This is a genomic window from Rhodanobacter sp. UC4448_H15 (genome assembly GCF_052978265.1).
This window is the reverse complement of record NZ_CM129665.1, coordinates 143,197-169,573: the sequence shown is the minus strand read 5'-3', so window position 1 is coordinate 169,573 and position 26,377 is coordinate 143,197. Positions and strand designations below refer to the sequence as shown.

Below are 26,377 nucleotides of genomic sequence, written 5' to 3'. Positions count from 1 at the left end.
TGCCGGCCGCCTTCCCGCGCGGCCGGCGCGGCCGGCGCCACCTCATTCCATCATCCGGGAGCCGCCCTTGAAGTTCACCCGCCTCGCCGCCGCCGTCGCCGCCAGTGCCCTGGCGCTGGCCAGTTTCAGCGCCATTGCCGATGTCCCGGCCGCGCAGAATGTGCCCTATCAGGGCAGCCTGAAGATCAGCGTGGACGCCAGCGACGTCGCCCGCCGCATCTTCCGCGTGCACGAGGTGATCCCGGCGCAGCCCGGCCCGCTGACCCTGCTTTATCCGCAGTGGCTGCCCGGCAACCACTCGCCCACCGGCCCGATCGACAAGCTGGCCGGGCTGGTGGTCACCGCCAACGGCAAGACCCTGCCGTGGACGCGCGATTCGCTCGACGTCTTCGCGTTCCACGTGGTGGTGCCGGAAGGGGCGACCCAGGTGGAGGCGCAGTTCCAGTTCCTGTCGCCGCAGGATCGTCGCCAGGGCCGCGTGGTGATGACGCCGGAAATGCTCAACCTGCAGTGGAACGCGGTGTCGCTCTACCCGGCCGGCTACTACACGCGCCAGATCCCCGCCCAGGCCAGCGTGAAACTGCCTGCCGGCTGGCAAGCCGGCACCGCGCTGGAGGTCGCCTCGCGCGAGGGCGACACCATCTACTTCAAGCCGATCGACTACGAGAACCTGGTCGACTCGCCGATCTTCGCCGGCAAGCACTTCAAGCGGCTGGACCTCGACCCGGGCGCCAAGGCACCGGTGCACCTGGACCTGGTCGCCGACGCGGCGAAGTACCTGGAGGTGACGCCCGACCAGCTCAAGGCGTTCCGCAACCTGGTGCAGCAGATGTACAAGCTGTACGGCGCGCACCACTACGACCACTACGATTTCCTGGTCTCGCTGAGCGACAAGATGAGCGGCATCGGGCTGGAGCACCACCGCTCCAGCGAGGACGGCACCTCGGCCGATTTCTTCACCGAGTGGAAGAAGAACGTCGCCGCGCGCGACCTGTTCTCGCACGAGTTCAACCACTCGTGGAACGGCAAATACCGCCGCGGCGCGGACCTCTACACGCCGACCTTCAACGTGCCGATGGGCGACAGCCTGCTGTGGGTGTACGAAGGCCAGACCCAGTTCTGGGGCCAAGTGATGGCCGCGCGTTCGGGCCTGTGGAACGCGGAGCACACCCGCGACACGCTGGCCTACGTCGCCGCCACCTACGACCGCGGCCGTCCCGGCCTGGCCAGCTGGCGCAACGTGCAGGACACCACCAACGACCCGGTGATCGCCAAGCGCGCGCCACTGCCGTACCGCAACTACCAGTCCAGCGAGGATTACTACTCCGCCGGCGAGATGATCTGGCTCGACGTCGACGGCAAGCTGCGCGAACTCAGCCACGGCAAGCGTTCCATCGACGACTTCGCCCGCGCCTTTTTCGGCATGGACAACGGCCAGTGGAACGTCAACACCTACACCTTCGATGACGTGGTCAGGACCTTGAATGGCGTGGCGCCGTTCGACTGGGCCGGCTACCTGCGCACGCGCCTGGACGGCCACGGCCCGCTGACCGGCGGCATCGAATCGCACGGCTGGAAACTGGTCTACACCGACCAGCCCTCCGACGCGGTCAAGGCCGCGGAGAAGCGTCGCCACCAGGCCGACTTCACCTACTCGCTGGGCCTGTCGATCGGCAACGACGGCAGCATCGCCGACGTGCTGTGGGACGGCCCCGCGTTCAAGGCCGGCGTCGCCCCCGGCATGAGCGTGATCGCCGTCAACGGTCACGACTACGACGCCGACGATCTCAAGGACGCCATCACCGCCGCGGCCAAGGACAACAACGCCACCATCGAACTGCTGGTGAAGAACTTCGACGAGTACCAGACCGTGCGCATCGCCTACCACGACGGCCTGAAATACCCGCACCTGGTCCGCGACACCGGCAAGCCCGACACCCTGGCCGATCTCCTGAAGCCGCTCTGAGCGCAGGCGGGCACAGCCCGCCATGCCCTTCGCGTCAACTCACGACAACCGTAGGAGCGCGCTTGCGCGCGATGCTCTTCATTGGCGTAACGGAGAGCATCGCGCGCAAAGCGCGCTCCTATCGTTCCGCGGCCGGCCCGGATGCCGCCGCGCAACCAACTCGGCTATACTGCCGCTCCCCGCGGTCCGGCCATCGGCCACCCGCGCGCGGCCACACAATGCGCCTGTAGCTCAGCTGGATAGAGTACCGCCCTCCGAAGGCGGTGGTCGTGGGTTCGAATCCCGCCGGGCGCACCATCTCCGCATTCCACCTCCGCAACCGTTCCGCGTGTCCTCCGCGGTTGCGGCGTGGTGCCTGCCGCCATCGTTCCAGACGTGCGCGCTCGCGCGTGAGCGCCGGCGCCGCTCCGTCGGATTTCACGACGGAACAGATGCTGCGCAACGGCGAGAGCCTGAGCATCGCATCCGGCGGCGAAGCGCTGGCGCAGCCGCAGAGCAGCGAACTGCCGGTGTTCACGGCGGAAGGGCAGTCGCTGGGCCGCTTCCATGTAGACGACCTGGGCGACAGCCTGGCGCTGCGCCCGGTGTCGGGCGGCTATGCCGATGCGCCGGCCGCGCAGCAGAGGGTGCGCGTGCGTGCGACGGCCCGGGTGAAGCTCGACGCGGACGACACCGCCTCGCTGCGCATGGAGCTGCTGGAAGACGGCACCCTGCGCATCACCGCGTCGGCAAACGCCGCCGGGCTCGGTACGGATGCCGTGGTCGCCTACGGGTTGACCGCCCTGAAGCGGCAGGCTGGCATCTCGCCGACGCAGGTACGCGCGGTGGTGCTGAGCTTCGGCGGCTGAGGCGTGGTTCGGGAGGGAGGCGCGGGCCCCGCGTCTCCCTCCCGCCGCCGCGCGGAGGCGCGGGCTTGATCTCCCGCACCCGCCGAAAACGACGGCGGTTTCAGTCTTGCCGGGGCGATGTCTCGCGGATGCGGAAATCGCGTGGCGGCTCCACGTCCAGCAAGTGGCGTACCAGGTAGTTCCAGCGGCGCTGGGTGACGTAGCGGGCGTGCGGGCCGCTGTCGCCGTGGGCCATGTTGGGCACCAGCAGCATGTCGAACGGTTTGTTGGCGCTCATCAGCGCGTCCACCAGGCGCATGGTTTCGGCGGGGTGCACGTTGCCGTCGATGTCGCCGTGGATCAGCAGCAGGTGGCCCTTGAGGCGGTCGACCAGTTGCTGGTTGGCCTGCTCCATGTAGTCCTTGCCGACCGGATAGCCCTGGAACAGTTCGTTCCAGCCGGCCTTGTCCAGGCGCGGGTCGTGGTCGCCCGAGGTGGAAACGCAGACCTTGTAGAAGTCCGGAAACTGCAGGAAGGCGTGGGTGGAGCCGTAGCCGCCGTGCGAGTAGCCGTAGATGCCGACCCGGTCGAGGTCCATCCACGGATGGCGCGCGGCCATCTGCCGGAGCATGGCCACATGGTCTTCGAACACGTTGCCAAGGTTGTGGTACGAGAAGGCGTGGAAGTCGCGCGAACGCTTGGCGGTGCCGCGCCCGTCCACCATCACCACCACGAAGCCCAGTTCGGCGGTGGCCTGCAGGTCCATGGTGCGGGCCAGGGTCTTGGGCACGAAGAAGTTGTGCGGGCCGGTGTAGATGTATTCCACCACCGGGTACCTGCGCGCCGGGTCGAAGTGCGTGGGCCGCACGATCAGGCCGTAGAGATCGGTCTTGCCGTCGGCCGCCTTGCCCTTGAACGGCAGCGGCGGCGTCCAGCCCTGCGCGGTGAGCCAGCGCGTGTCGGTGCGCTCCAGTTCGCGCAGGATGCGGCCGTCGCTGCCACGCCGCAGCACCGAACGGCCGGGCAGGTCGGCACGCGAGTAGTTGTCGACGAAGTACTTGCCGTCGGGTGACATGAACACCTGGTGGTTGGCCGGCTCCGGCGTCAGCAGCTGCATCCCGCCGCCGTCCAGCGCGACGCGATAGAGCTGCGTCTGGTAGGGGTCCTCGCCGGGTTGCACGCCCGAGGCCAGGAAGTAGACCTGGCGTTGCGCGTCGTCCACGAACACGATCTCGCGCACCACCCAGTCGCCCTCGGTGAGGCGGCGCAGCTGGCGGCCGCTGGCGGCGTCGTGCAGGTACAGCTGGTTCCAGCCGCTGCGTTCGGACGTCCAGAGGAACTGCCTGCCGCAGTCGACGAGGCGCCACTGGGTGGAGAACGGGTCGACCATGTAGTCGCCGACCGCATCCTCGTGATGCAGGACGCGCTGGTGGCCGCTGGCGGCATCGATCTCGCGCAGCTCGATGTACTTCGCGCCGCGACCCAGGTAGCGGTAAAGCACGCGGCGGCCGTCGGCGGACCAGCTGAAGCCCAGCTCGCCCCAGCCCCAGCTCTGGACCTCCAGCGGCGGCGTGTCGACCTCGACGCGCCGGACCGTCGGCCCCAACTGGAACACGACGAGCTGCGCCGTGGGCAGCGGTTCGCCGGGCAGCGGGTAGATGTAGCGGTAGGTGCGCGGGCGCAGCTGGTCCTTCGGCACGAACTGCTGGCTTTCCAGGTGGCCCGCGTCGCGGGTGTTCATGCGGTAGGTCACCAGCCGCGTCGAATCCGGCGACCAGAACACGGCCGGCGCCTGTCTGGCGTCCGCGCCCTCGGTCACGCCCTGCTCGACCATCAGCTCCAGCCACGGCCACGGCGTGGCGTAGTCGTTCTCCGGCTCGCCGTCGCCGGTCAGCTGCACGACCTTGCCGGTGGCGGTGTCGCGCACGTACAGGTTGTGGTCGCGCACGAACGCGGCGTGGCGGCCGTCCGGCGACAGCGACACCGGCTGCGGTTCGCGCGGTTCGGGCGTGCAGGCGTAGCCGTCCAGGCGGCATTGCCAGTGCACATCGTCGATGTCGAAGCGTAGGCCGCTGCCGTCGTCGACGAACTCGATGGCGTCGAAGGGCAGGGCGTCGGCGCGGTAGGTCTTGCCGCTGGCGCGGGAGAGCGCCGCCGCCAGGCGCGCATGGTCGAAGGCCGCTGCCTGCGTGTCGCGCGCCACGTCGACCTGGACGAAGCGCTTGCCCGCCGGTCCCTGGCTGAGGTACCAGAAGCGGTTGTCCTGGTGGAACCAGTGCGGTTCGATGTCGGCGAACTGGATGTGCGAGGACAGGTTGCCACTCAGGAACTGCTCGGCATGGCGATAGTCGGCCAGCCGCCCTTGGGCGAAGCCGATCGCCGGCAGCACGCCGAGCAGGATGGCGAGGAGGGTGCCCGCATGGCGGCCCGGCGACTTCATGGTTTCTGGCATGTCAGTGCTCGATCCGGGGTGCGCGCGGCAATCACGAACAACCCCTCTTTTTGCCGTCATTCGCGCTTTCGCGGGAACCACGACGGCGTGAGGCCTTTCCCGAGAATGTCGGGATTTCCCGGTGCCGCGAAAGCGCAACGAAAAAAGGCTGCCGCCACGTTTGCGCGTGGCGGCAGCGGGGCACCTCAGTAGGTGTAGCTCACTTCCAGCCCGACCGTGCGCGGGCGCAGGCGCGTGGCCTGGCCGAGGTAGGGCGGGTCGACCGCGCCCTTCTCGTTGGTCAGGTTCTCGCCGAACAGGTAGGCCGACCAGCCCTGCACGGACTCCACGCCGAGCCGGGCGGAGACGCGCGTGATCGCATCGCCCGGTTCGCCCTCGGCCGTCGAGGAGGTCACGCGGCGCGAGAAGTGGCTCACGTCGGTGCGCGCGATGCCGTACAGGCTGTTGCCGATCGGCCAGTTGTACGCGGCCGAGCCAGTCAGCTGCAGCTTGGGCACGTTGAACACCGGCGTGCCCTTGTGGAAGTTGGTGCCCGGTTCGGTGCGGGTGTAGACCGCATCGATGTAGCTGCCGTTGAACTGCAGCGTCCACGACGCATTGGGGATCCAGGTCAGTCCCAACTCGGCGCCATCCGTGGAGGTGCCGCCGGAATTGAGCAGGGCGTAGAGCGCGCCGCCCTGCAGCGGGAAGTAGATCGGCACGTCCTTCCAGTTGGTGTGGAAGATCGCCGAGTTGAGCCGCAGCCGGCCGCCGTCCATCACCGTCTTGTAGCCCAGCTCGTAGCTCCAGATCTCGTCGGGCCGGGTCGAGGCGGGCACGCTGATGCCCATCTGCTCGGCCAGGATGATGGAGTTGATCAGCTGCAGCTGGCCGGAGCGGTAGCCGTTGGCGACGCTCGCGTATACCGACGAATCGTGGGTGGGGTGGTAGGTCAGGGTGAGCTTGGGGCTGGCGTGGGTGAAGGTGTGGTCCAGCCGGTTGATCTGGGTGGTGGTGGAATCGTACGCGTCCACCTTGTCCTTGAAATAGCGCGCTCCCAGCGAGGTGGACCACTTCGGCGCGAAGTTCCACATGACTTCGCCGTAGAGCGAGTACGACTTGTTCAGATGCGAGGAGCGGCTCGGGTCGTAGCCCTCGGTGTGGTACGTGTCCGCGCGGTCAGCGCGACGCTGGTAGAAGCCGACCGTCCAGTCCAGCACGTTCTCGCCGGTGGAGGTCCAGCGCAGTTCGTTGGTGCGTACGCCGATGTCGATGGTGCTGGCATAGGCCAACCCCAGGTTGACCCCGTTGAGCGTGCGGCCGAGTCCGCCGTCCGAATACACGTACAGCAGCTGCGAACCGTCGAGGTCGTACTGGGCGCGCAGGCTGCCGGAATCCCAGTCGCTGTAGACGTCGTAGTAGGTGTCGACCGTCATGTCCCGGTAGGCGTAGTCGAAACCGCCGGGGGAATGGTTCTTGTACTTCCAGTAGGCGAGATCGACGGTCAGGCGGTCGGTCGGCGTGTAGCGCAACTTGGCGCGCCCGGTCTTGATGCGCTGCCAGTTGATGTTGTCCTCGGCGGTGTCGCGGTTGTACAGCCAGCCGGATGTCTTCTCGTCGGTGCCCACCAGGCGCAGGGCCAGCTTGTCGGCCACCAGCGGGATGTTGACCATGGCCTTGCCACCCCAGCCGTTGGTGCCGCCCTGGGTGGAGCTGACGTTGGTGTCGACCGTCGCGTGGAAGCCGGTCGCATCCGGCTTCCTGGTGGTGACGACGACGGTGCCGCCGACCGATCCTTCGCCGAACAGCGTGCCCTGCGGCCCCTTCAGCACCTGCACGGTGTCGATGTCGAACGAGCGCGTGTCCGGATACCACGGCACGGTGACGCCGTCGAACGGCACGTCGTCCAGGTAGTAGCCGGTTTCGTTGCTGCCCTGCCGCGCGGAGGCGCCGCGCACCTGCACATAGGTGAAGCCGCCGCCGGCGTCGAACGAGGCCACGCCGGGCGAGGTCAGCAGGGCATCGCCGACGTTGGTAATGCCGGCGGCCTCGAGTTCCTCGCCGCTGATCACCGACATGCCGATCGGGATGTCCACCTCGCGCTCCACGCGCTTGCGCGCGGTCACCGTCACCGCCTGCAATTCTTTCGCGTTGTGCGCCGAGGCCTTGGTGCGGGGCTGCTCGCCGCCCTGCGTGGCTGCGTCGCCTGCCTGTGCGGCCGGCGCAGGGTCGGGCCTGCCGGCGGGCGAGGTGCCGTCGGTTGCCAGTACGGCGGACGGCATCGCCAGGGCCGAGATGATCATGCCGGCGAGAAGCATGTTCGACTTCGACAGGGTGATCCGCGCGGATGTGGTTGCGCGGGCTTTGCATTGGACAGTCATGTTCCCCTCCTGATACGGAAACCGGGACGAAAGTGGTGCGGGTTCTCTCACGCGACCCGATGCCCTTCCACCCGGGAAAAAGCAGTCCATTTGCGGCGCTGCGTCGGCGGCCAGCCTGGCGTGATCCATTCTGTTTTTGCGCAGACGTATCGTCTTGAAGCATTTGCGCCCTTCGTATGCGGAATCCCGCATAGCACCGCTGCTGTCCGGAGAAGCCGCCCTGGCGCAGGGCGGAGCCGTAGGAGCCCGCTTGCGGGCGATGCTCCTGCTCTCGCCGAATCCCGGCGAAAGCATTGCCCGCGAGCGGGCTCCTGCGGAAGGCGATGGCTTCGATGTCCGGTCACCGCCGCTGGTTCTGTCGCACTTGACGCAGCGGCGTGGATTTATTCCGGACAGCAGTGCGCACCGGGTGGAGCCGCCGCGCCAAATCGGGATGCGCGGATCAGCCGCCGCGGTTGACGTACCAGATGGTCTTGGTCTGCTGGTATTGCTGCAGCGCTTCCAGGCCGTTGTCGCGGCCGCCGAAGCCGGAAAGCTTGTAGCCGCCGAACGGGGTGGTGATATCGCCTTCGGAGAAGCCGTTGATGGAGACGGTGCCGGCGCGGATGGCGCCGGCGACGCGCTGCGCGCGGTGCACGTTTTCGGTGTACACCGAGGCGGCCAGGCCGTAGTTGGTGTCGTTGGCCAGGCGGATCGCCTCGGCTTCGGTGGCGAAGCCGGTGACGGCGAGCAGCGGGCCGAAGACTTCCTCGCGGAACAGCTGCGCGGCGGGATCGACATCGACATACACCGTGGGCTCGACATACCAGCCGCTGAGCAGGTCGCCGCGGACGCGCCCGCCGGTCACGCAGCGCAGCCCGTCGGCGCGGGCCTGTTCCAGGAAGCCGCGCACTTTCTCCAGGTGCGGCCCTTCCACCATCGGTCCCAGCCTCACCCCCGGTTCGCGCGGGTCGCCGAGTTTCCACTCGTCCAGGCCGGCCACGAGCATCTCCACCAGCTCGTCCCTGATTTCCTCGGCCACCAGCAGGCGCGAGCCGCAGCTGCAGTTCTCGCCCATGTTCCAAAACGCGGCGTTGAGGATGTCCGTCACCGCCGCGTGGATGTCGGCATCGGCAAACACCACCTGCGGATTCTTGCCGCCGCACTCGAGCACGATTTCCTTGAGGTTGCTCTGCGCGGCGTAGACCAGGAACAGGCGCCCGACCTCGGTAGAGCCGGTGAACGAGACCATGTCCACGTCCATGTGCCGGCCGAGCGCGGCACCGGCTGTCTCGCCGCGTCCGTTGACAACCTGCAGTGCGCCCGGCGGAATGCCGGCCTGGTAAGCCAGTTCGGTCATGCGCACCGCCGACAGCGGCGTCAGCTCGGCCGGCTTGACGATGACGCTGTTGCCGGTGGCGAGCGCCGGTCCCACTTTCCACGCGTACATCTGCGCGGGGAAGTTCCACGGCAGCACCGCGCCGACCACGCCGATCGGCTCGGCGACGACCAGGCCCAGCGCGTTGTCGCCGGTCGGCGCCACCTTGCCGTAGCACTTGTCGATGGCTTCGGCGTACCAGCGCAGGGTGTCCAGCGTGGCCGGGATGTCGGTATTCTCGCACTCGTCGATGGGCTTGCCGGCGTCGATGCAGTCGAGCGCCGCCAGCTCGGCGGCGTGTTCCGCCAGCAGGTCGCACCAGCGCAGCATGGCGGCCTTGCGCTGTGCCGGGCTGCGTCTGCGCCAGTCGCCCGCGTCGAAGCAGGCCCGCGCTGCGGCGACCGCGGCGTCGACCTCGGCCTGGCCGCCGTCGCCCAGGGTGCCGATCACGCTGTTGTCGATCGGGGTGAGGTTGACGAGGCCGTCGTCGTTGCCGCGGAAGCCGTGGATGAGCTGCGGTGCGTGCAACGCGCCTCGTGCGGCGCGCTCGAAGAGGTCCTGGCGGGTCGTAGTCATGGCTGTGCTCCCTCCACCAGTTCGCGGAAGGCCTGTTTGGCGGCCTGGGCCAGCGGCAGCAGCGGCAGGCGCACGTCGCCGACGTCCAGGCTGCCGTTGAGGCAGCCGGCCTTGGCCTTCTGGTTGTAGTCGCCCGATTCCATCGAATGCAGCGCCGGGTACATGCGCCGCATCAGCTCGCGCACGCGGTCCCAGTCGCCGGCCATCGCGGCGGCGTGCAACGCCACTTGTTCGCCGGGGAACACGTTGCCGGCACCGGCGATCCAGCTTTTCGCGCCCCAGAAGAAGAAGTCCGCCGGCTGGTCGTCGCAGCCGCAGACCACCTCGAAATCGGCGAAGCGCGCCTGCAGCAGACGCAGCGCGCGGCTGAAGTCGCCGCTCGACTCCTTGATGCCGATGATGTTGGGGTGCGCGGCCAGCACCGCGACGGTGTCGAACTCGACGTCCACGCCCGTGCGCGCGGGGAAGTTGTAGATGATGACGGGCAGCTTGCTGTGGTTCGCGGCGTACTCGAAGTGGGCGCGGATGCCGTCCTGGCCGGGCAGGCTGTAGGGCGGGGGCGACAGCAGCACGGCGTGGTAGCCGATGGCGTGCGCCTCGGCCGAGCGCTCGACGGAGCGCCGGGTGGACAGGTCGCCGATGCCGGCGATCAGGCCGATGCGGCCGGCCGCCGCGCGGTGCACGGTCTGCAGCACCTGGCGGCGCTCGCCGTCGTCGAGCGCGTAGTACTCGCCGGTCGTGCCGCAGGCGACGAGTCCGGCCACGCCCTTGTCGATCAGTGCCCCGACCAGGGTCTCCAGCGTGGCGTGGTCGACTTGCCCGCGGCGGTCGAACGGGGTGATCAGGGGAACGTAGATGCCGTCGAGTTTCATGGGTGGTTTTCCAGTGCGTGAGCGGGCGATCCGGCGCAGGCGGATCAGGTGAAATCGGTATCGCCCAGCGTGTCCAGCCGGGCAGGGAACAGCGGCGGCCGGTGGCTGCCGCTCGGAAAGCGGCCCAGTGCCGCCAGCGCGCTGCCGCAGATGCGGCCCTGGCATGCACCCATGCCGGCGCGCGTCGCGAGTTTGGCGGCGCGCGCGTCGGAATAGCCGTCCAGAGCCCGCATCGGGGCGTCCTCGCAACGGCACACGATGGTGTCCGGCTGCGCGAGGCGCCGCACCCGTTCGGCCAGCGCGAAGTGCCGGGCGAGATGGGCGGCGAAGGCGCGCGCCTGGTGGCGACGTTGTTGCCACGCAGCCGGTGGCGTGCGGCCGGCGGCGGCGTGGCCGGCGATGGCGCCTTCCGCCAGCGCGCAGTCGCGCCCGCCGATGCCGCAGGTTTCGCCGGTCGCGTAGACGTTGGCGAGGCTGGTGCGCTGCATGGCGTCGACCCACACCCGTTGGTGCGCGCCGGCCGGTTCGAGGCGGCAGCCCAGCAGGCCGGCCAGGCGCACCTCCGGCACCAGGCCGTAACCGACCGCAAGCTGGTCGCAGGCCAGCCGGCGGCGGCCGCGCGGCCCCTCCACCTCGATCTCGCGCAGGCGGTCGTCGCCGTGCGCGGCCACTACCACACTGTCGCCGTGGTACGGCACGCCGGCCAGGCGCGCGCGCAGGGCGGCAGCCTGCAGGATCTTGCCCGGCCAGCGCCACAGCCCGCGCACAAAGCCGCGCAGGTCATCGCGCCCGGCCTGCTCGTGGATGCCCGCGACATGGCCTCCATGGCGTCGGATGCTGGCGGCCGCCGCCAGCAGCAGCGGGCCGCTGCCCGCTACCACCACGCGGCGTCCGGCCAGCGGCCAGCCCTGCTTGGCCAGCGCCTGCAGGCCGCCGGCGCCGGTGACGCCGGGCAGGGTCCAGCCGGGGAAGGGCAGCAGCAGTTCGTGCGCGCCGGTGGCCAGCACCAGCGCACCGTAGTCGAGCCAGCGTGCGGCGTGCGGATCTTCCACCAGCAGCTTGCCGCCGGCGGCCGCCACCACCGTGCTGGACGCCAGCCAGTCGACGCGGGGATGGGCCTGCACGAAGGCGAACCGGCGCCGCGCCAGCCCGGTGGCGCGGTGGTCAACGTCATGGCGCCAGACCTGGCCACCGGCATGCGCCTGGGTATCCAGCAAACCGACCCGCGCACCGGCTGCGGCGGCGGCGCGCGCGGCGGCGAGGCCGGCCGGCCCGGCGCCGACGATCAGCACGTCGTAGCGCTCAGCCATCGCTGTCCACCGTCATGCCGTCGCGCACCGGCACCATGCAGGCGCGTTGCTGGGCCACGCCGTCGATGCGCACGCGGCATTCGAAGCACACGCCCATGCCGCACAGCGGCGCGCGGGGCTGGCCGTTCGGCGAACGGCGAAAAGGCCGTGCGGCCACGGCCAGCGCCGCGGCCACGCTGATGCCGGCCCTCACGCGGAAGGTCCCGCCGTCGATGACGAGTTGCACCTGTCCGCTCATGCCGCGATCCGCGCCGGGTCGTAGGGCGAGGCGTCGATCGCGGGCGGGCGCCCCAGCAACTGGTCGACGAGGATGGCGGCGGTGCCCGGTGCCGTGCACACGCCCAGGCCTTCGTGACCCGCAGCAATCCATATGCCGCGGCGACCGGATACCGGACCGATGTACGGCAGGCCGTCGGCGCTGGCCGGGCGCAAGCCGGCCCAGATGCGCAGCGCCTTGAGCGACCGCAGGCCGGGCAGGAATCCGAACGTGCATTGCAGCATGCGCTGCACGGTGGCCAGCGACACCGCGGTGTCGCTGCTTTCGTATTCCCGCGACGAGCCGATCAGCAGCTGCCCCGTGGGGCGCGGCTGCACGTTTAACGCCACGCTGGCAGCCTCGTCGTGCACGTTGTCGGCGTAGCGCATCTGCACCAGTTGATGGTGGATCGTGCCGGGGTAGCGCTCGGTGATCACCAGGTGGCCCTTGCGCGCGCGCAACGGCAGCTCGGGCAGCAGCGACGCCAGCTCGCCGCCGACCGCCAGCAGCACGCGGCCGCGGCGGCGGCTGCCGTCCTCGAGGCGCACGCCGTGATCGTCCAGCGCGACCACGCGTCCGCGCTGCAGCGTGGCGCCGCGCCGGCACGCGCGTTGCACCAGTGCGCGCGCCGCCGCAGGCGGATACACCACGCCCTCGCCGGGTACGCGCAGGCCGCCCGCCAGGCCCGGCGCCAGCGCCGGTTCCAGCGCGTAAAGCCGATGGGCATCGACCGGTTCGGCCTCGATGCCGAGTGCGGCCAGGCGAGCCTGCCGGGCCGGCACCTGCGCCAGGTCGTCCGCGTCGGCGGCCACCCACAGCGTGCCGCAGCGGCTGTATTCCAGGCCGGGCAGGTCGTGCAGTGATGACCACAGTTCCTGCGAGTAGGCGGCCAATGCCATCTCGGCCGGCGCACTGTCCACCGTCACCAGGTGGCCCATGCTCGCCGCGGTCACGCCGCCACCGACCGGCCCGGGCTCCACGATCAGCACGTCCAGTCCTTCGGCGCTGGCGCGCTCGGCGCAGGCGGCGCCCACGATGCCGGCACCGACCACGATGAGATCGTGGCTGCTGCTCACGCCTGGATGCCCCAGGCGAGTGGGTCGTTCTCGTCCAGCAGCAGCTGGCCGCTTGCGGTGATCCAGGCCCTGCCGCTGATGCGCGGGCACACCCCGCGCCGGCCGGGTTGCCAGCTGGCCTCGAACACGGTGCCCAGGATGCCGGCCTGGCACCACACCTGTCCCGGTGGCAGCACGCCATCGGCGGCCAGGCAGGCCAGTTTCGCGCTGGTGCCGGTGCCGCAGGGCGAGCGGTCGTAGGCCAGCCCCGGGCACAGCACGAAGTTGCGGGCGTCGACGCCGGGACGCGGGTCCGCACCGCTGATCTCGATGTGGTCGATCTCGGCGCCGCCGGCGCCGGTGATGCCGGCGGCGGCCAGCGCGCCGCGGATCGCCGTGGCGTAATTCGTCAGGGCCTGCTGCTGCGCCAGCTCCAGCGCCACCGGGCAGTCCGCGGTGATGAAGAACCAGTTGCCGCCCCAGGCCACGTCGCCGCGGACGGGCCCGTGGCAGGGCACGTCGAGCGTCACGTCGCGGGCATGCCGGTAGCTCTCGACGTTGTCGATGGTCACGCGCCCGTCTGCTTCCAGCTCGAAGCCCACCAGCCCCACCGGCGTATCCAGCGCGTGGCGGCCCGGCCCGATGCGGCCCAGGTGCTGCAGCGTGCGCGCCACCCCGATGCTGCCGTGGCCGCACATGCCCAGGTAGCCGACGTTGTTGAAGAAGATCACCCCGGCACAGGCCTGCGGATGGTCCGGCGGCAATAGCAAGGCGCCCACCAGCACGTCGGAGCCGCGCGGTTCGAGCACCACCGCGCGGCGCCACGCGTCGTGTTCGGCGCGCAGGCGCGCCAGGCGTGTCGCGAGGCTGCCCGTGCCCGGGTCCGGGAAGCCGGACAGCACAGTGCGGGTGGGTTCACCCTCGGTATGGGAGTCGACGAATTCGATGCTTGGCATGCCGGGCATGGTCGGCCATGGCGTCGGCGTCAACTAGAGCGGCTTGCCATCCAAACATGCGGAATGGTGCACAATCGAAGCCCGCTGCGCACAGGTTCCGGGACCACCATGGAGACCGAAGTTTCCATCGACACGCTGGTAGGCGTGTTCGACACCCTGCCGGACGTGGTCTTTTTCGCCAAGGACACGGACTGCCGCTACACCCACGTCAATCTCACCCTGATGCGGCGGCTGCGCCTGCCGGCGCGCGAAGACATCATCGGCAGGACGGCGGCGGAGCTTTTCCCCGGTCCCATGGGCGACGGTTTCGTGGAGCAGGACCGCCGCGTGCTGCAGGGCGAGTCCATCAACGACCAGCTGGAAGTGCACCTGTTCGCCAACCGTGCGCCCGGCTGGTGCCTGACCTGCAAGATCCCCCTGTGCGCGGGCAGCGCGATCCGCGGTGTCATCGGGGTCTCCCGCGACCTGCCCATGCCCGACGGCTCCTGGCCGACCTACGGCCGCGTGCGCGAGGTGCTGGACTACCTGAAGGCGCATCCTGCCGAGAAGCTCAACGTGTCGAAGCTGGCGCGCCGGGCCGGGCTTTCCGTCGCCCAGTTGGAGCGGCATTTCAAGCGCGTGTTCCAGCTCACGCCGCAGCAGGCGCTGATGCAGGCCCGCGTCGACACGGCGCTGCGGTTGCTGCGCGGCGACATGCGCGTCACCGACATCGCCCACGCCTGCGGTTTTGCCGACCACAGCGCCTTCAGCCGCCAGTTCAAGACCACCACCGGCATGACCCCGAGCGATTACCGCAGCCAGTACGCTCGCTGACCGGAACCGTCGACGACACATTCCGGCCGCCATCCCGCATCAGCCCGCTGGCGGGCGATGCGTTTTTGCCGGGATTCGTCCCTTCGACAAGCTCAGGACAGTGAATTCGGGAATCGCAAGAGCAAAAGCATCGCCCGCCAGCGGGCTCCTCTAGGAGGTCGGTGGCGTGAGTTTGCCGAGCGCCCCCAGCAAGCTGCGCACCGCCGCATCCAGTTCGCTGTCCCTGCCCTGGAACGACTCGCCCAGCGCGCGGCTGACCGGGATGTCGACCGGGCGGGGGTGGCCTTCCATCGGCTGGCCGTGGCTGTCGGTGATGGTGATGAAGGGCAATCGCACGGTGCCGCCGTCGATCAGCTTGCCGGCGGAGGTGTAGATGATCCAGCCGGCGGTGGGTTCGCCCACGATCTTGCCCAGGCCCAGCGCGCGGTAGCCTTCGGAGAAGTCCTCGCCGTCGGAGAGGGTGATGCGGTTGGTGATCAGCACGGTGGGGCGTTCCAGTGCGCGCTGGCCGAGGATGCTGCGCGCCGGTTCGGCCTGGTCGAAGCCGCGGAAGGTCATGTTGAGGTAGGGCCGGCGCGCGAGCACGTCCAGCGCATAGGCGTTGACGAAGCCGCCGAAGTTGTTGCGGATGTCGATCACCACGCCGTCGCGGGTGGCGTTCTGCGCGTCCAGGTCCTTGTAGAAATCCTGCAGCGACGCATACGACATGTCGCGCAGGTGCACGTAGCCCAGACGGCCGCCGCTGGCTTTCGCCACGTAGGCGCGGCTGTCCGCCGTCCACGCGCGGTAGACCAGTTCGGAGAGATCCTTGGAGTCGATCGGCTTGACCGCCACGTCGCGTGCGCCCTTGCCGGCGGCGTTGTCGGCGAGGCGCAGGTCGACCTTGTCGCCGATGCGGTGGGCGAGGCGCTGGGCCAGGTTGGCGTGCGCGTCCAGCGGCTCGCCGTCGACGGCCAGCAGGTAGTCGCCAGGCTCGATGCCGCCGGCGACGGCGGCAGGCGACAGCGGCAGCACGCTGGCGATGCGCAGGCGGCCGTGCTGTTCGTATTCGGCGCGGTCGAACATCAGGCCCAGCCGGCCGGTGACCGGTTCGCGCTTCTGCGGCGCGCGCGCGCCGGAGTGCGAGGCGTCGAGTTCGCCCACCATCAGATTGAGCAGCCGGTACAGCGCCGCGGGGGTGGCCGCGTTGGCGACCAGCGGCGCGTAGGTGGCGTGCACCGCGTTCCAGTCCACGCCATGCATGGCGCTGTCGTGGAAGGTATCGCGCAGCCAGCTCCAGGCCTGCTCGAACACCACCCGCTTCTCGACGTCGAAGTCCACTTCCATCGCGGCGTCGACGGCGAGCGCCTCGGGCTTGGCCTCGCCCTTGTCGTCGAGCTTGAACGACTGGATCTTGCCGCCGTCGAGGTAGAACACCTGCTTGCCGTCCGCGCTGAACTGCGCGTCCTGCTTGTCGCCCGGTGTATGCGTGAGCTGGCGCGCCACCGGCGGTTCCTTGGCCAGCGGGTCGAGCGACCAGCTGTAGAGGTTGCTGGTGCCGGCGACCTGGGCGGTGAGCAGCAGGGTCTTGCCATCGGGGCTGATCTGCACGGCGCCGACGTCCAGGCCCACCGGCAGCAGGCTCAGCCGCTCGCGGATGCCGTCGGTGTCGATGCGCACGGGCTTCACCGCGGGCTTGTCGTCGGCGTCGCCGGATTTGCCCTGGTGCTTGTCGTCGTCCGCCTTGGCCTTGAACAGATCCTGGAAGCGGTCCTCGCGGAACACCGGCGTGCGCGGCAGCAGGTCGACCTGCGCGACCTGACCCTCCTCGGTGCGCTGGCCGGTGGTGAACAGCACGCTGCGGCCGTCCGCGCTCCACGACACGTGGTCCGCGTCGGTGTTGGCCAGCGAACTCAGCACCAGCTGCCTGCCGTCGGCCAGCGATACCGCATGCACGTTGCGGAACATGCGCGGGCCGAAGTCGAGGTAGGCGAGCCAGCGGCCGTCCGGCGACCAGGCGAACGGCGCGGCGGAATCGAGCGGGCGCGGCAGGTCGATGCGCGCCTTCACCACGCGGCGCAGCTTGCCGCTGGCGATGTCGAGCACGCACAGCTCGCGGTCGTTGCGCAGGAAGGCCAGCTGCTTGCCGTCGGGCGAGAAGCGCGGCGCGGTGTCGCTGCCGGTGGTGGAGGTCAGCGCGGTTTCCTTGCCGCTGGCGAAGTCGTACAGGTAGAGCTGGCCGTGGCCGTCGCGACTGGAGCCGTAGACCAGGCGGCGGCTGTCCGGCGCCCAGGCCAGGTCGTACTCCTCCGCCGCGGTGCGGGTGAGGCGGCGCGCGTGGCCGCCCTTGGCCGCGTCGGTGGCGAACACCTCGCCATGCGCGATCAACGCCAGCTTCTTGCCGTCCGGCGACAGCGCGATCTGGCTGTAGCCGTGGCTGAGGTTCTCGTGTTCCGGCTGCGGCCCGCGGATCGCGCCGGCCAGGGTGATCGTCAGCGGCGCGGCGTGGCCGCTGGCCGGATCCAGTGTCCAGATGCCGAAGTCGCGCTCGAACGCCAGCAATTTGCCGTTCGCCGCGAGGCTCGGCCACAGCACGCGGCCATCGGCGAAGCGGGTCAGTGCCGACTCGCTGCCGCCGCCCAGCGGCACGCGCCAGATGTTCTCCGCGCCGCTGCGGTCGCTCATGTAATAGAGGGTGTTGCCGTCCGGCGCCCACATCGGCCATTCGGCGCGCGCGTCGTCGGCGGTCAACCGCCGGTACTGGTGGCTGCCGTCGTCGCGCAGCAGCCATACCGCGCCTTCGTCGATGTGGCTGCGGCCGTGGCGCCACCATTGCCAGTCGCCCATGCCGCCGCCGACCACGGCCAGCGAGGCGCCGTCGGGCGAGGGCGCGGCCATCGATTCGTTGCGATAGCGTTCCAGCGACACCGGCATCGGCGTGCCGCCGCTGGCGCGCACGCGGTAGACGCCGGCCATGCCGCCGACGTTGTCGCGCGCGGAACTGAAATAGATCCACTGGCCGTCGCGCGACCACGCATCGAGCTGGTTGCCGCCGTCGGCCCAGGTCAGCCGACGCACCACGCCGCTGGCGAGGTCGAGCAGGTAGATGCCGCTGGCTTCGCCGCCGCCGTCGGACTGGAACGCGAGCTGCTTGCCGTCGGGCGAATACAGCGGGCGTGAATCGTTGCCGCCGTCATCGGCCACCAGCAGGGTGGCGCTGCCGCCCTGGCCGGACACGCTCCAGATGCCGCCGTTGGCGACGAACGCGATGCGGCTGCCGTCGGGCGAGACCGAGGGTTGCGACAGCGCCACCTTCATCGCTGCCGCATGCAGCGGCAAGGCAAACAGGCCCAACAGCATCCACAACATGGCACGCAGGCGCATACGGATTCCCCAGGCAGAAGGCCGGTGCCCAGTGTAGGGGCGGCCGTCGGCCCGGCGCCTGCACCATTGGTCATGGTGAGGTGGCGTTGTCGCCTCACCGGGAGAAGCCCGAGCAAGCTTCTGCCCGTCATTCCGGCGAAAGCACACTGCCGTCCGGAACAGTTTCGTGTCGTGACGCAAAAAAGCGCCATGGCGCAAGGTGAGGCGCTCTACAGTCGAGCGCCACTTACTCAGTGCCGTGATTCCCGCTTTCGCGGGAATGACGACAAGGTGAGTTCAAACTCTGAGTCGAGCTGCAGGCGACGACCACGCTGCGGTTGTGCGGCAATACTTCCAGTGTCCGCCAGCGAAACCATTCCGGAAGGCAGTGTGCTTTCGCGGAAATGGTGAGCAAAGGCTTGTCCAGGCCTCCCTATCGCCCCATCGCCTGCGCCGGCTGCATCTGCGCCTGTTGCATCTGCAGCATGGTCAGCTGGTCGAGCTGCCGGAACATCGCCTCCGGTGGCTGTTGCATGGCCGCGGCGTGGGTGGTCGTGGTGCAGGGCAGGAACGATGAGGAGTCGCGGGTCAGCACGCCGCTGTCCGGCCCGATGCGGCCGGTCTGCGGACCGGGCAACAGCTGCACCTGGTCCGGCTGGCGAGCGTGTACCGGCCGATCGAGCATGACGGCCGCGGTGGCGCGATCGAGCTGATCGGCGCTGCGCGCGATGCCGTACTGGGCATAGGCCGCACCGACGTGTTCGCGCATGTTGACGAATGCGGCATGGCGCGGGTGGTCCGGGCGGCGCAGGTCGCAAGGTTCGAGCGACGACGGATCGCGCGACGGCGTCTCGGCCACTCGCACTGGGGACTGGTACAGATGCGGCAGTTCGCGCCGCGACCAGTCGCGGCTGGCGTCGTCGACTGACCGGGCCACCGCGTCGAACACGCTGACCGGGGTGCGGCGCTCGACGGTAAGGTAGGTGTTCCCGGGCGCGCGCTCGTTGGTGACCAGATGCATCGCCATGGCCTTGCCTTCGCCGTGCAGCTCGACCCGCGCCGCCGGACCCAGGCGGTCGGCGCTGTGCCGGTCCAGCAGCGCGGCTGCCGCCCGCTCGCTGTGCTCGCCGTGCGCCATCCGCACTCGCTCTTCCATCGCGTGCACGTGCTGCAGCAGGGTGCCGTAGCTCGCGTGCAGAGGGTGGCCGGGATGGCGGAAGTCGTGCAGGTGCGGCGGGATGGGTGGAACGGCGGCGTGCGCCGGCGTTTGTTGCGTGGCGTGGGTTGCCGCGTGCATGGCGAAGGTCGTGGAGATCAGCTGCGCGGTGGCATCGAGCTCCGCGCGCAGGTTGCCCTCGGCCGCGTTCCGACCCCACAGCCGGCCCGGCGTGCTCCAGTGGCCCCGCGCGTCGCGGGTGTAAGCATGGCCGTCGGAGGCGTCCAAGATGTTCGTGGGCGCATGCAGTGCGTCGGTTACCGCATCGGGCAGGGGGCCGAGCTGTTGCCAGCCGCGTTGCGCGTAGATCGCCTGATAGCGCGCGGCGATGCCGCGGCGGGAGTGCGCCAGATTGTCGGCGAGGGTGGCATGCGCGGCGGCATCCAGGGCGGCGGTGCGTGACGGCGTGGCGGTTTCCACGTGCGTGCTCTTGAGGCCGTGCTCCAGTACGGCGTCGGTGACCGTGCGCGACCACGCTCCCGAGGCGGCATCGCGCTGCCATGGCGCGGGAAGCCGGCTGGATGTGTCTTGCGCACTGGCCGGCTGGGTGTACGGATCGCGCGGTGGGGCCGGGTGTGCCAGGGCCAGTTCCACCGCGGTGTTGTTGGCTTGAAACGTGAGTTGCGCAGCCAGCGCGGGATCGGCCCGGACACTGCGCCAGCCCGGCGTGGGCATGACGCCGTAGCCGACCACCGGATGGTTGGCCGCATAACCGATCTCGCCGGTGGGCACCTCCCGCGTCCAGCCATGTTCCGGATGCTGCGGGTCGTGGTGCCAGCGGCGGCCTTGCGCATCGGCCTGGTTGTGGATTTTGTGCTGGTCGTGCCAGTCGACCAGCTTGTCGCCGGCAACCGCCCCGCCGATGCCTCCCACGCCAGCGACGATCAGATCCAGCGGGCCGGACTCGATCCCCGCCGCGCCCAGGACTTGCGCCCCCAGCAGTGCGCCGCCGAGCATGCCCAGGTTGCGCGAGCCGAAATGCTCGACCGCCGAGGCGGCGCCCGTCGGGTTGTCCTGCTGCAGCAGGGTGGCCGTGTGGCGCGCGGTGGTCGTGGCGTCCCAGGCGACGGCGGCGGCGCTGGCGAAGCCCAATCCCTTGACGACGTTCGGGTGTACCCGGGTGGTGTAGTCCACATGGGTGATCCGGGAGAGGTTGCCCTGGACGCCCTCGACCACCCTGGAGGCATCGCGCTCGATCAACAGGCGTCGGGCCGTGTCCGGTGCCACCTTCGGGTTGTCGGTGATCGCTTCGGGCAACGTCTCGTGCCACAGCCGCTGATCCTGCCAACTGCGTTTGAGGCTGCGGGTGATCGCCGGATCGTGCAGACGCGCTTCGCGCGCCTCGATCAACGCCTGTCCCGGCGAGCGGGCATCGGTGCGGCTGTCGTAAAGCTCGCGGCCTTCGCGATCGAAGAGGCGGATGGGCGCGGTCGTTTCCGCGTGGATCGTGTCCAGGCTCGCCGGCACCTTGTCGTAGATCGCGTCGCGCGCACCTTCGGGGACGTGGCGGCCGTAACCCTTCTTGTCCAGATTGCGCCCATATCGCTGATCGACGCCGAGCTCGCTTTCCAATGCATGTGCCGCCACCACGCGCACCTCGACCTCGTAGCCCTTGGCCTGCAGGTCGCGGATCAGCTCGGCTGACCATGACCCGTTGCTCAGCGTAGTATCGAAGATGAAGTGCTTGCGCCCTGCCACTGCCGCCTCGCGCAACTCGTCGGCCCACTGGCCGGCATCGGCTTGGGTGTGACTTGACCAAGTGTAGGGATGGGCGGAGCGGAACTCCTGGACGCGGGGGTGGTAGTCGCGCAGTTCGTCGGGATCGATGTTGATCACATCACCCAACAATTCATTTCTGGCGGTCCGAGCCAAACCGCCTTTGCCGGCACCGGGTTGTCCCCCCAAGATGACGGCTTTGGGGTGATCGTGGGACATCTTCTCCAGCAGCTTGCTCTTTGGAACCACGCGCTCCTCGAAAACACGCGCATGCGTTCCCGGATCGAGGCGATCTTCGGACGAGGTCACTGGAACGCCCCCTTGTTTGCCTCAAAGTACGCATACAACTCGTTGAGGTCGCACAAACCGTCATTGCTCGACCGGGCGCTGAACATCAGGCTTTCCTTGGCTTCTGCCCTCGCGATCGCCTCCGCATCGCCACTGGCTTCAGCGGCGTGCAGTTCGGTGCGGGCTTCGTCAATAAAAGTATCAAGCGCGCCTTCCAGGGCCCAGATCGCTTGTTCGAATATCGGCGTTCCACGGAACGGTTTGGCGATGAGCTCGTTCAGATCGTTCTGCAGGGTCCGGACGTGCTCAGGGTAGTCCTTGAGCATTTCCCGCAGACGCTGCGGAACCGGGGGCGGGGGCAGTTTCGGCATCGTGATGTCCTTGTCGGTCGTGTCGATCGGAAGCGCCACGCATCGCCGGCATCCTGCGCCAGGCCTTGGGCGGTTCGTCGAGCCTACCGCGAATTCCGGCACGGGTCTGTCAGGTGTTTCGGCTTTTCATCGCAGGCGGCACAACCCGGGGATGCAGGCAACTTTTCCCGCGGGAGCCGCCATGAACGCCTGCGCCTTCGCGACGCTTCACGGCTTGCCGATGCTGAAATCCTGGCTGGCGGCAGGCTTGCCGTCGACGGTGATGTCCACGGTGTACTTGCCTTCCGGCCACAGGTCCGGGTTGTGCACCTGGAAGGTGGTGATCGCCGGGCCATCGGTGGCGATCGACTGGCTGATCTTGCTGACCAGCTGGCCGCCGCCTTCGAGGTAACGCCAGGTGGCGTCGATGGTGGCGTCGCGGCTGCTGCCCACGGTGGCCACGCTGGCGTAGAGCGTGTGATCGTCGGCGTCGAAGCGTTCGGCCGCGTGGGTGACCTGGTGGCCCTTGTCGACGGCGTCGCCCACGGTCAGCTTGGCAAAGGCCAGCGGCACCGGTGCAGCGGCCGCGGCCGTCGTGGTCGCCGGCGCGATGGCGCTGCTGGCGGCCGGCGCCGCGGGCGCGGTGTGCGCGGGGGCCGGCGTCGGCAGCACCGACGCCGCGGAAGCGGCATTGCCAGCGGGGGTCGCGGCGGGGGTGGCCGGTTCATCGTGCTTGCCGCAGGCGGCGAGCAGCAGCAGGCTGGCCAGGCCGGCGCCTTGCAACAGGCCCATCAAGACAGTTGATCGTTTCATCGGAACTCCATGGACGGTTGGTCGGCATGACCCACCCGCCGAGGCTAGCGCCGCGCAAATGAAGCGCCGATTAGCGGCCGCGCGCGCCTGCCGAACTTTTCACGCGGTGGTGACAGTGCGTTGCCGCAACTACTGGCGCACCGTGCGCGGGTTGTCCGGCGTGGCCGGCGTGCTGCTGCGGAACGGATTGATGTCCAGCCCGCCGCGGCGCGTGTAGCGCGCGTGCACGCGCAGCTGCAGTGGCGCGCAGCGGCGGGTGAGGTCGACGAAGATGCGCTCCACGCATTGCTCGTGGAATTCGTTGTGGGTGCGGAACGAGACGAGGTAGCGCAGCAAGCCGGCGTGATCGATCGGCGCGCCGCGGTAGGCGATCTGCACGCTGCCCCAGTCGGGCTGGCCGGTCACCGGGCAGTTCGAGCGCAGCAGGTGCGAGACCACGGTCTCCTCCACTGCGGTCGCCGCGGCATCCGCATGCAGGTATTCGGGCCGCGGTGGGCCGTAGTGATCGATGGCGATGTCCTGCGCGTCGAGCAGATCGCCGTCGAGGTCGACTACCGGCAAGGCCGCGGCGCGCAGCGGCGCGAGCTCCACGCCGACCACAGCACCGGCGACGGCGGAGAGGTCGTGGCGCAGGGTTTCGGCGAGCGTGTCGATATCGGCGATGGATTCCTGCGCGAAACCGTTCAAGTACAGCTTGAACGATTTCGACTCGATGATGTACGGCGACGCCGCCGGCACGCGGAACTCGGCCAGCGCCACCTGCGGCTTGCCGCGCGGGTCGAGCCACGACAACTCGTAGGCATTCCAGATGTCCACGCCGTGGAACGGCAGCGTCTCCGCCACGCCGATCTGCGCGCGATTGTCCGCGCGCGGGATCGGGAACAGCAGGCTGGCGTCGTAGCGGTCGGCGTAGACGGTGTCCTTGCCGAGCGGGGAATGTTCGGGGGTGCTCATTCGCCCAAGTTTACCCCGCCGCTTCTCGCAGGAGCCCGCTCGCGGGCGATGCTCTTGCTTTTGCGAATCCCGGCATCAGGAGCATCGCCCGCGAGCGGGCTCCTGCGGGTCTTTCGAGTTCCGTCCTTACGCGTTGACCATCCGCATTCCGCTGCTGACGTAGCGCTCGCCGCTGGCCGCGTCGGGCGGAAACACCGCGTCGATCGCCTTCAGCTCGGCGGCGCTGAGCTGCACGTCCAGCGCGCCGAGGTTTTCGTCCAGCCGGCTGCGCTTGCGGGTGCCGGGGATGGCCAGCACGTCCTCGCCCTGCGCCAGCACCCAGGCCAGCGCCAGCTGCGCAGGCGAGCAGCCCTTGTCGGCGGCGATGGCTTTCACCTGCTCGACCAACTGCAGGTTGCGCGCAAAGTTGTCGCCAACGAAACGCGGGCTGTGGCGCCGGTAATCGTCGGCCTCGAAATCGTCCGGCGAACGGATCGCGCCGGTGAGAAAGCCGCGCCCCAGCGGCGAGTAGGCGACCAGGCTCACGCCGAGCTTGCGGCACGCGGCGAGCATGCCGTTGGTCTGCGGGTCGCGCGTCCACAGCGAGAACTCACTCTGCAGCGCGGCGATCGAATGCACCTTGCAGGCGCGCTCCAGCGTGGCGCCGGAGGCTTCGCTCAGTCCCAGGTAGCGCACCTTGCCGGCGGCCACCAGCTCGGCCATCGCGCCGACGGTTTCCTCGATCGGCACCTGCGGGTCGACGCGGTGCTGGTAGTACAGGTCGATGGTGTCGATGCCGAGCCGCTTCAGGCTCGCGTCGCAGGCGGCGTGCACGTATTCCGGGCGACCGTTGACGCCCCGTGCCTGCGCGTCGTTCGGGTCCAGCATGATGCCGAACTTGGTCGCCACGAAGGCCTGCTCGCGGCGCCCCTTGAGGGCCTTGCCGACCAGCAGCTCGTTGGTGTGCGGACCGTACATGTCGGCGGTGTCGAGCAGGTTGAGGCCGCGCTCCAGCGCGTGGTGGATGGTCGCGATCGATTCGGCGTCGTCGTGTGCGCCGTAGAACGCGCTCATGCCCATGCAGCCGAGGCCGAGGGCGGAGACGCGGGGGGCAGCGGAACGGTTGCCGAGGGTGCGGGTCTGCATGCGGATGGCTCCGGTGGGTGAGGGTGGACGCATGGTGCGCCGTGACGGGGATTCGATAAATACTCAATAATGGCCATCATCATTCCACGAGTAACAACAATGGCGATGGACCGGCTGCAGGCCATGCGGCTGTACACGCGGATCGTCGAACTGGGCAGCTTTACCGCGGCGGCGGGGGACCTGGACCTGCCGCGCGCCACCGTCACCCACGCGATCAAGCGCCTGGAGGCGCGGCTGGGTGCGCAGCTGCTGCTGCGGACTACCCGCCGCGTGCAGGCGACCCGCGACGGCGAAACCTACTACCGCCATTGCGTGCGGTTGCTTGCCGACGTCGACGAGGTGGAGTCTGATTTCCGCGAGGCGCGGGTGCAGCCGAAGGGACGCCTGCGCGTGGACCTGCCCGCCTCGCTGGCGAGCCTGCTGGTGATTCCCGCGTTACGCGATTTCTTTGCCCGCTATCCGCAGATCCACCTGGACATCGGCACCGGCGACCGCTTCGTCGACCTGGTGCGCGAAGGCGTGGACTGCGTGCTGCGCATCGGCGAACTGGCCGATTCGGACATGGTCGGCCGCCGCGTCGGCCGTTTCGAGCTGGCCACCGTGGTCAGCAGCGCCTACCTGCGCCGGCATCGCGCGCCCGACTCGCTCGCCGCACTGCAGGACGGCCATGTGGCGGTGAACTGGATCTCGCCCACCACCCGCCGCGTCGAGCCGCTGGAGTTCATGGTCGGGCGCAAGCGCCGCGAGGTCGCGCTGCCCGGCTGCGTCAGCGTCAGCAGCGCCGAAGCCTATTACCGCTGTTGCGAGGCCGGCCTGGGCATCGCGCAGATCCCGCGCTACCGCGTCGCCGCCGAACTCAAGCGCGGCCAGCTGCGCGAGCTGCTGCCGGCGTTCCCGCCACCCTCGCTGCCGATGACCGTGCTCTATCCGCCACAACGCCAGATGCCGGCGCGCCTGCGCGTGTTCGTCGACTGGCTGGTGGAGCTGACGGCGGCGCTGCGTTGATGCTGCGGCGGACAGGCTCCTCGTTGCCGACAAATGGCGCGATCCGGCCAACCCTGGAAAAACAACAGCCCCTCGCCTGGGGCTCGGGGCTGCTGGCTGGTCAACGACCGGATGCGGGACGATCAGGAATGGCTTTTGATCGCCTTGCAGGTGGGGGCCGAGATGGTCGGCGCGGCGCCCATGATGCCCGGCGTCATGCGTGCCGAACAGTCGAACGTCCGTCCCGATTTCGTCGCTGCCGTATAGGTGTAATCCTGACCGCCCAGTGCGTCCGGCTTTCCGGCGTTGACGTCAGTGATCGTCAGCTCCTCTGAAGAGGCCAGGCCGAGCATGTGTGCGGTTTCGGTTTGCAAGGGCACCATCGCATCGGTCGTCGACATGGTGGCGCAACCGGACAGCGCCAGGGCGAACAGACAGCTGGCGGTCAATGCATTGCGTGTTTTCATCAATAGTCCCTATTTTGATGTCATTCCAACGTAGGTGAATGCACGGCACTCGAGGCGGATGAAACGCCTCACGCGGGTTGTTTCACAGGCAACAACCGCGCGCCAAGTCGAGCTTGCAGGGCGTGCCGGCCGGGCAATCTTGCCTTCCTGATACCGGTCCAGTCCAGAGTCGGAGTGGGTTGTTCGCATGTCGAACAGGTGGGTCTTTGCATCATGGCGATCCGCAACAAGCGTGTTCGCCATTCCGTGTCGTCCACCGGCCAGTTCCGCGGTAGGCGAAACCCTGCGGCGGCGCATCGTGCCGAAGGGGCGGGTGGCGGGT

Annotated in this window: 19 protein-coding genes and 1 tRNA gene; 5 read left to right on the top strand and 15 right to left on the bottom strand. The window is 69.1% G+C overall.

The window, feature by feature from the left end; genetic code table 11:
- Positions 1–67: 67 nt before the first annotated feature.
- The 3 genes from ACVCMI_RS00685 to ACVCMI_RS00675 all read left to right on the top strand — a co-directional run bounded on the left by ACVCMI_RS00685 (position 68) and on the right by ACVCMI_RS00675 (position 2,814).
- Positions 68–1,966, top strand: a complete 1,899-nt coding sequence (locus tag ACVCMI_RS00685; protein WP_447097825.1) for a M61 family metallopeptidase — start codon at positions 68–70, stop codon at positions 1,964–1,966.
- A 220-nt stretch (positions 1,967–2,186) separates the two neighbouring features.
- Positions 2,187–2,263 (top strand) — tRNA-Arg (locus tag ACVCMI_RS00680).
- A 134-nt stretch (positions 2,264–2,397) separates the two neighbouring features.
- On the top strand, positions 2,398–2,814 hold the full coding sequence (locus ACVCMI_RS00675) for a hypothetical protein (RefSeq protein WP_447097826.1): 417 nt from the start codon (positions 2,398–2,400) through the stop codon (positions 2,812–2,814).
- A 100-nt stretch (positions 2,815–2,914) separates the two neighbouring features.
- On the opposite strand, the gene ACVCMI_RS00670 is transcribed toward ACVCMI_RS00675, so the two are convergent.
- From ACVCMI_RS00670 to ACVCMI_RS00635, 8 genes are all read right to left on the bottom strand, one after another.
- Positions 2,915–5,245: a DPP IV N-terminal domain-containing protein gene (locus ACVCMI_RS00670; RefSeq protein WP_447097827.1), complete on the bottom strand. Its 2,331-nt coding sequence runs from the start codon at positions 5,243–5,245 to the stop codon at positions 2,915–2,917.
- Between the two features lie 185 nt (positions 5,246–5,430).
- Positions 5,431–7,605, bottom strand: a complete 2,175-nt coding sequence (locus ACVCMI_RS00665; protein WP_447097828.1) for a TonB-dependent receptor — start codon at positions 7,603–7,605, stop codon at positions 5,431–5,433.
- 442 nt (positions 7,606–8,047) lie between these two features.
- Positions 8,048–9,538, bottom strand: a complete 1,491-nt coding sequence (locus ACVCMI_RS00660) for an aldehyde dehydrogenase family protein (protein WP_447097829.1) — start codon at positions 9,536–9,538, stop codon at positions 8,048–8,050.
- The gene (locus tag ACVCMI_RS00655; protein WP_447097830.1) at positions 9,535–10,410 is read right to left on the bottom strand and encodes a dihydrodipicolinate synthase family protein; all 876 of its coding nucleotides are present in this window, start codon (positions 10,408–10,410) and stop codon (positions 9,535–9,537) included. Before ACVCMI_RS00655 ends, ACVCMI_RS00660 begins: the two co-directional genes overlap by 4 nt.
- Positions 10,411–10,454: 44 nt before the next feature.
- Positions 10,455–11,720: an FAD-dependent oxidoreductase gene (locus ACVCMI_RS00650; protein WP_447099578.1), complete on the bottom strand. Its 1,266-nt coding sequence runs from the start codon at positions 11,718–11,720 to the stop codon at positions 10,455–10,457.
- Positions 11,713–11,958 carry a 2Fe-2S iron-sulfur cluster-binding protein gene (locus ACVCMI_RS00645; protein WP_447097832.1) on the bottom strand — a complete coding sequence of 82 codons (246 nt, stop codon included), beginning with the start codon at positions 11,956–11,958 and terminating at the stop codon, positions 11,713–11,715. The genes ACVCMI_RS00650 and ACVCMI_RS00645 overlap by 8 nt, the downstream gene beginning before the upstream one ends.
- Complete coding sequence (locus tag ACVCMI_RS00640; RefSeq protein WP_447099513.1) at positions 11,955–13,118, bottom strand: NAD(P)/FAD-dependent oxidoreductase; 1,164 nt, start codon at positions 13,116–13,118, stop codon at positions 11,955–11,957. Before ACVCMI_RS00640 ends, ACVCMI_RS00645 begins: the two co-directional genes overlap by 4 nt.
- Positions 13,049–13,987 (bottom strand): proline racemase family protein, encoded by a 939-nt coding sequence (locus ACVCMI_RS00635; RefSeq protein WP_447097833.1) that lies wholly within the window; start codon positions 13,985–13,987, stop codon positions 13,049–13,051. The genes ACVCMI_RS00640 and ACVCMI_RS00635 overlap by 70 nt, the downstream gene beginning before the upstream one ends.
- A 108-nt stretch (positions 13,988–14,095) precedes the next feature.
- Here ACVCMI_RS00635 and ACVCMI_RS00630 point away from each other — a divergent pair, with 108 nt between their 5' ends.
- The gene (locus tag ACVCMI_RS00630; RefSeq protein WP_447097834.1) at positions 14,096–14,800 is read left to right on the top strand and encodes a helix-turn-helix domain-containing protein; all 705 of its coding nucleotides are present in this window, start codon (positions 14,096–14,098) and stop codon (positions 14,798–14,800) included.
- 150 nt (positions 14,801–14,950) lie between these two features.
- Here ACVCMI_RS00630 and ACVCMI_RS00625 read toward each other — a convergent pair whose 3' ends face one another.
- The 6 genes from ACVCMI_RS00625 to ACVCMI_RS00600 all read right to left on the bottom strand — a co-directional run bounded on the left by ACVCMI_RS00625 (position 14,951) and on the right by ACVCMI_RS00600 (position 24,604).
- Positions 14,951–18,163, bottom strand: a complete 3,213-nt coding sequence (locus ACVCMI_RS00625) for a S41 family peptidase (RefSeq protein WP_447097835.1) — start codon at positions 18,161–18,163, stop codon at positions 14,951–14,953.
- Between the two features lie 412 nt (positions 18,164–18,575).
- Positions 18,576–21,293: a zeta toxin family protein gene (locus ACVCMI_RS00620; protein WP_447099514.1), complete on the bottom strand. Its 2,718-nt coding sequence runs from the start codon at positions 21,291–21,293 to the stop codon at positions 18,576–18,578.
- An 86-nt stretch (positions 21,294–21,379) separates the two neighbouring features.
- A complete protein-coding gene (locus tag ACVCMI_RS00615; protein ID WP_447097836.1) occupies positions 21,380–21,772 on the bottom strand; it encodes a hypothetical protein in 393 nt (130 codons plus the stop codon).
- A 168-nt stretch (positions 21,773–21,940) separates the two neighbouring features.
- A complete protein-coding gene (locus ACVCMI_RS00610) occupies positions 21,941–22,525 on the bottom strand; it encodes a hypothetical protein (RefSeq protein ID WP_447097837.1) in 585 nt (194 codons plus the stop codon).
- Positions 22,526–22,654: 129 nt separating this feature from the next.
- Positions 22,655–23,479, bottom strand: coding sequence for an NADPH-dependent 7-cyano-7-deazaguanine reductase QueF (gene queF / locus ACVCMI_RS00605; protein WP_447097838.1), 825 nt, complete (start codon positions 23,477–23,479; stop codon positions 22,655–22,657).
- Positions 23,480–23,605: 126 nt separating this feature from the next.
- On the bottom strand, positions 23,606–24,604 hold the full coding sequence (locus tag ACVCMI_RS00600) for an aldo/keto reductase (RefSeq protein ID WP_447097839.1): 999 nt from the start codon (positions 24,602–24,604) through the stop codon (positions 23,606–23,608).
- 105 nt (positions 24,605–24,709) lie between these two features.
- Between ACVCMI_RS00600 and ACVCMI_RS00595 the strand changes: the two genes are divergently transcribed.
- Positions 24,710–25,609, top strand: a complete 900-nt coding sequence (locus ACVCMI_RS00595) for a LysR family transcriptional regulator (protein ID WP_447099515.1) — start codon at positions 24,710–24,712, stop codon at positions 25,607–25,609.
- A gap of 122 nt (positions 25,610–25,731) precedes the next feature.
- Here the strand turns inward: ACVCMI_RS00595 and ACVCMI_RS00590 are convergent, their stop codons facing one another.
- Positions 25,732–26,055: a hypothetical protein gene (locus tag ACVCMI_RS00590; RefSeq protein ID WP_395120521.1), complete on the bottom strand. Its 324-nt coding sequence runs from the start codon at positions 26,053–26,055 to the stop codon at positions 25,732–25,734.
- Positions 26,056–26,377: the final 322 nt, after the last annotated feature.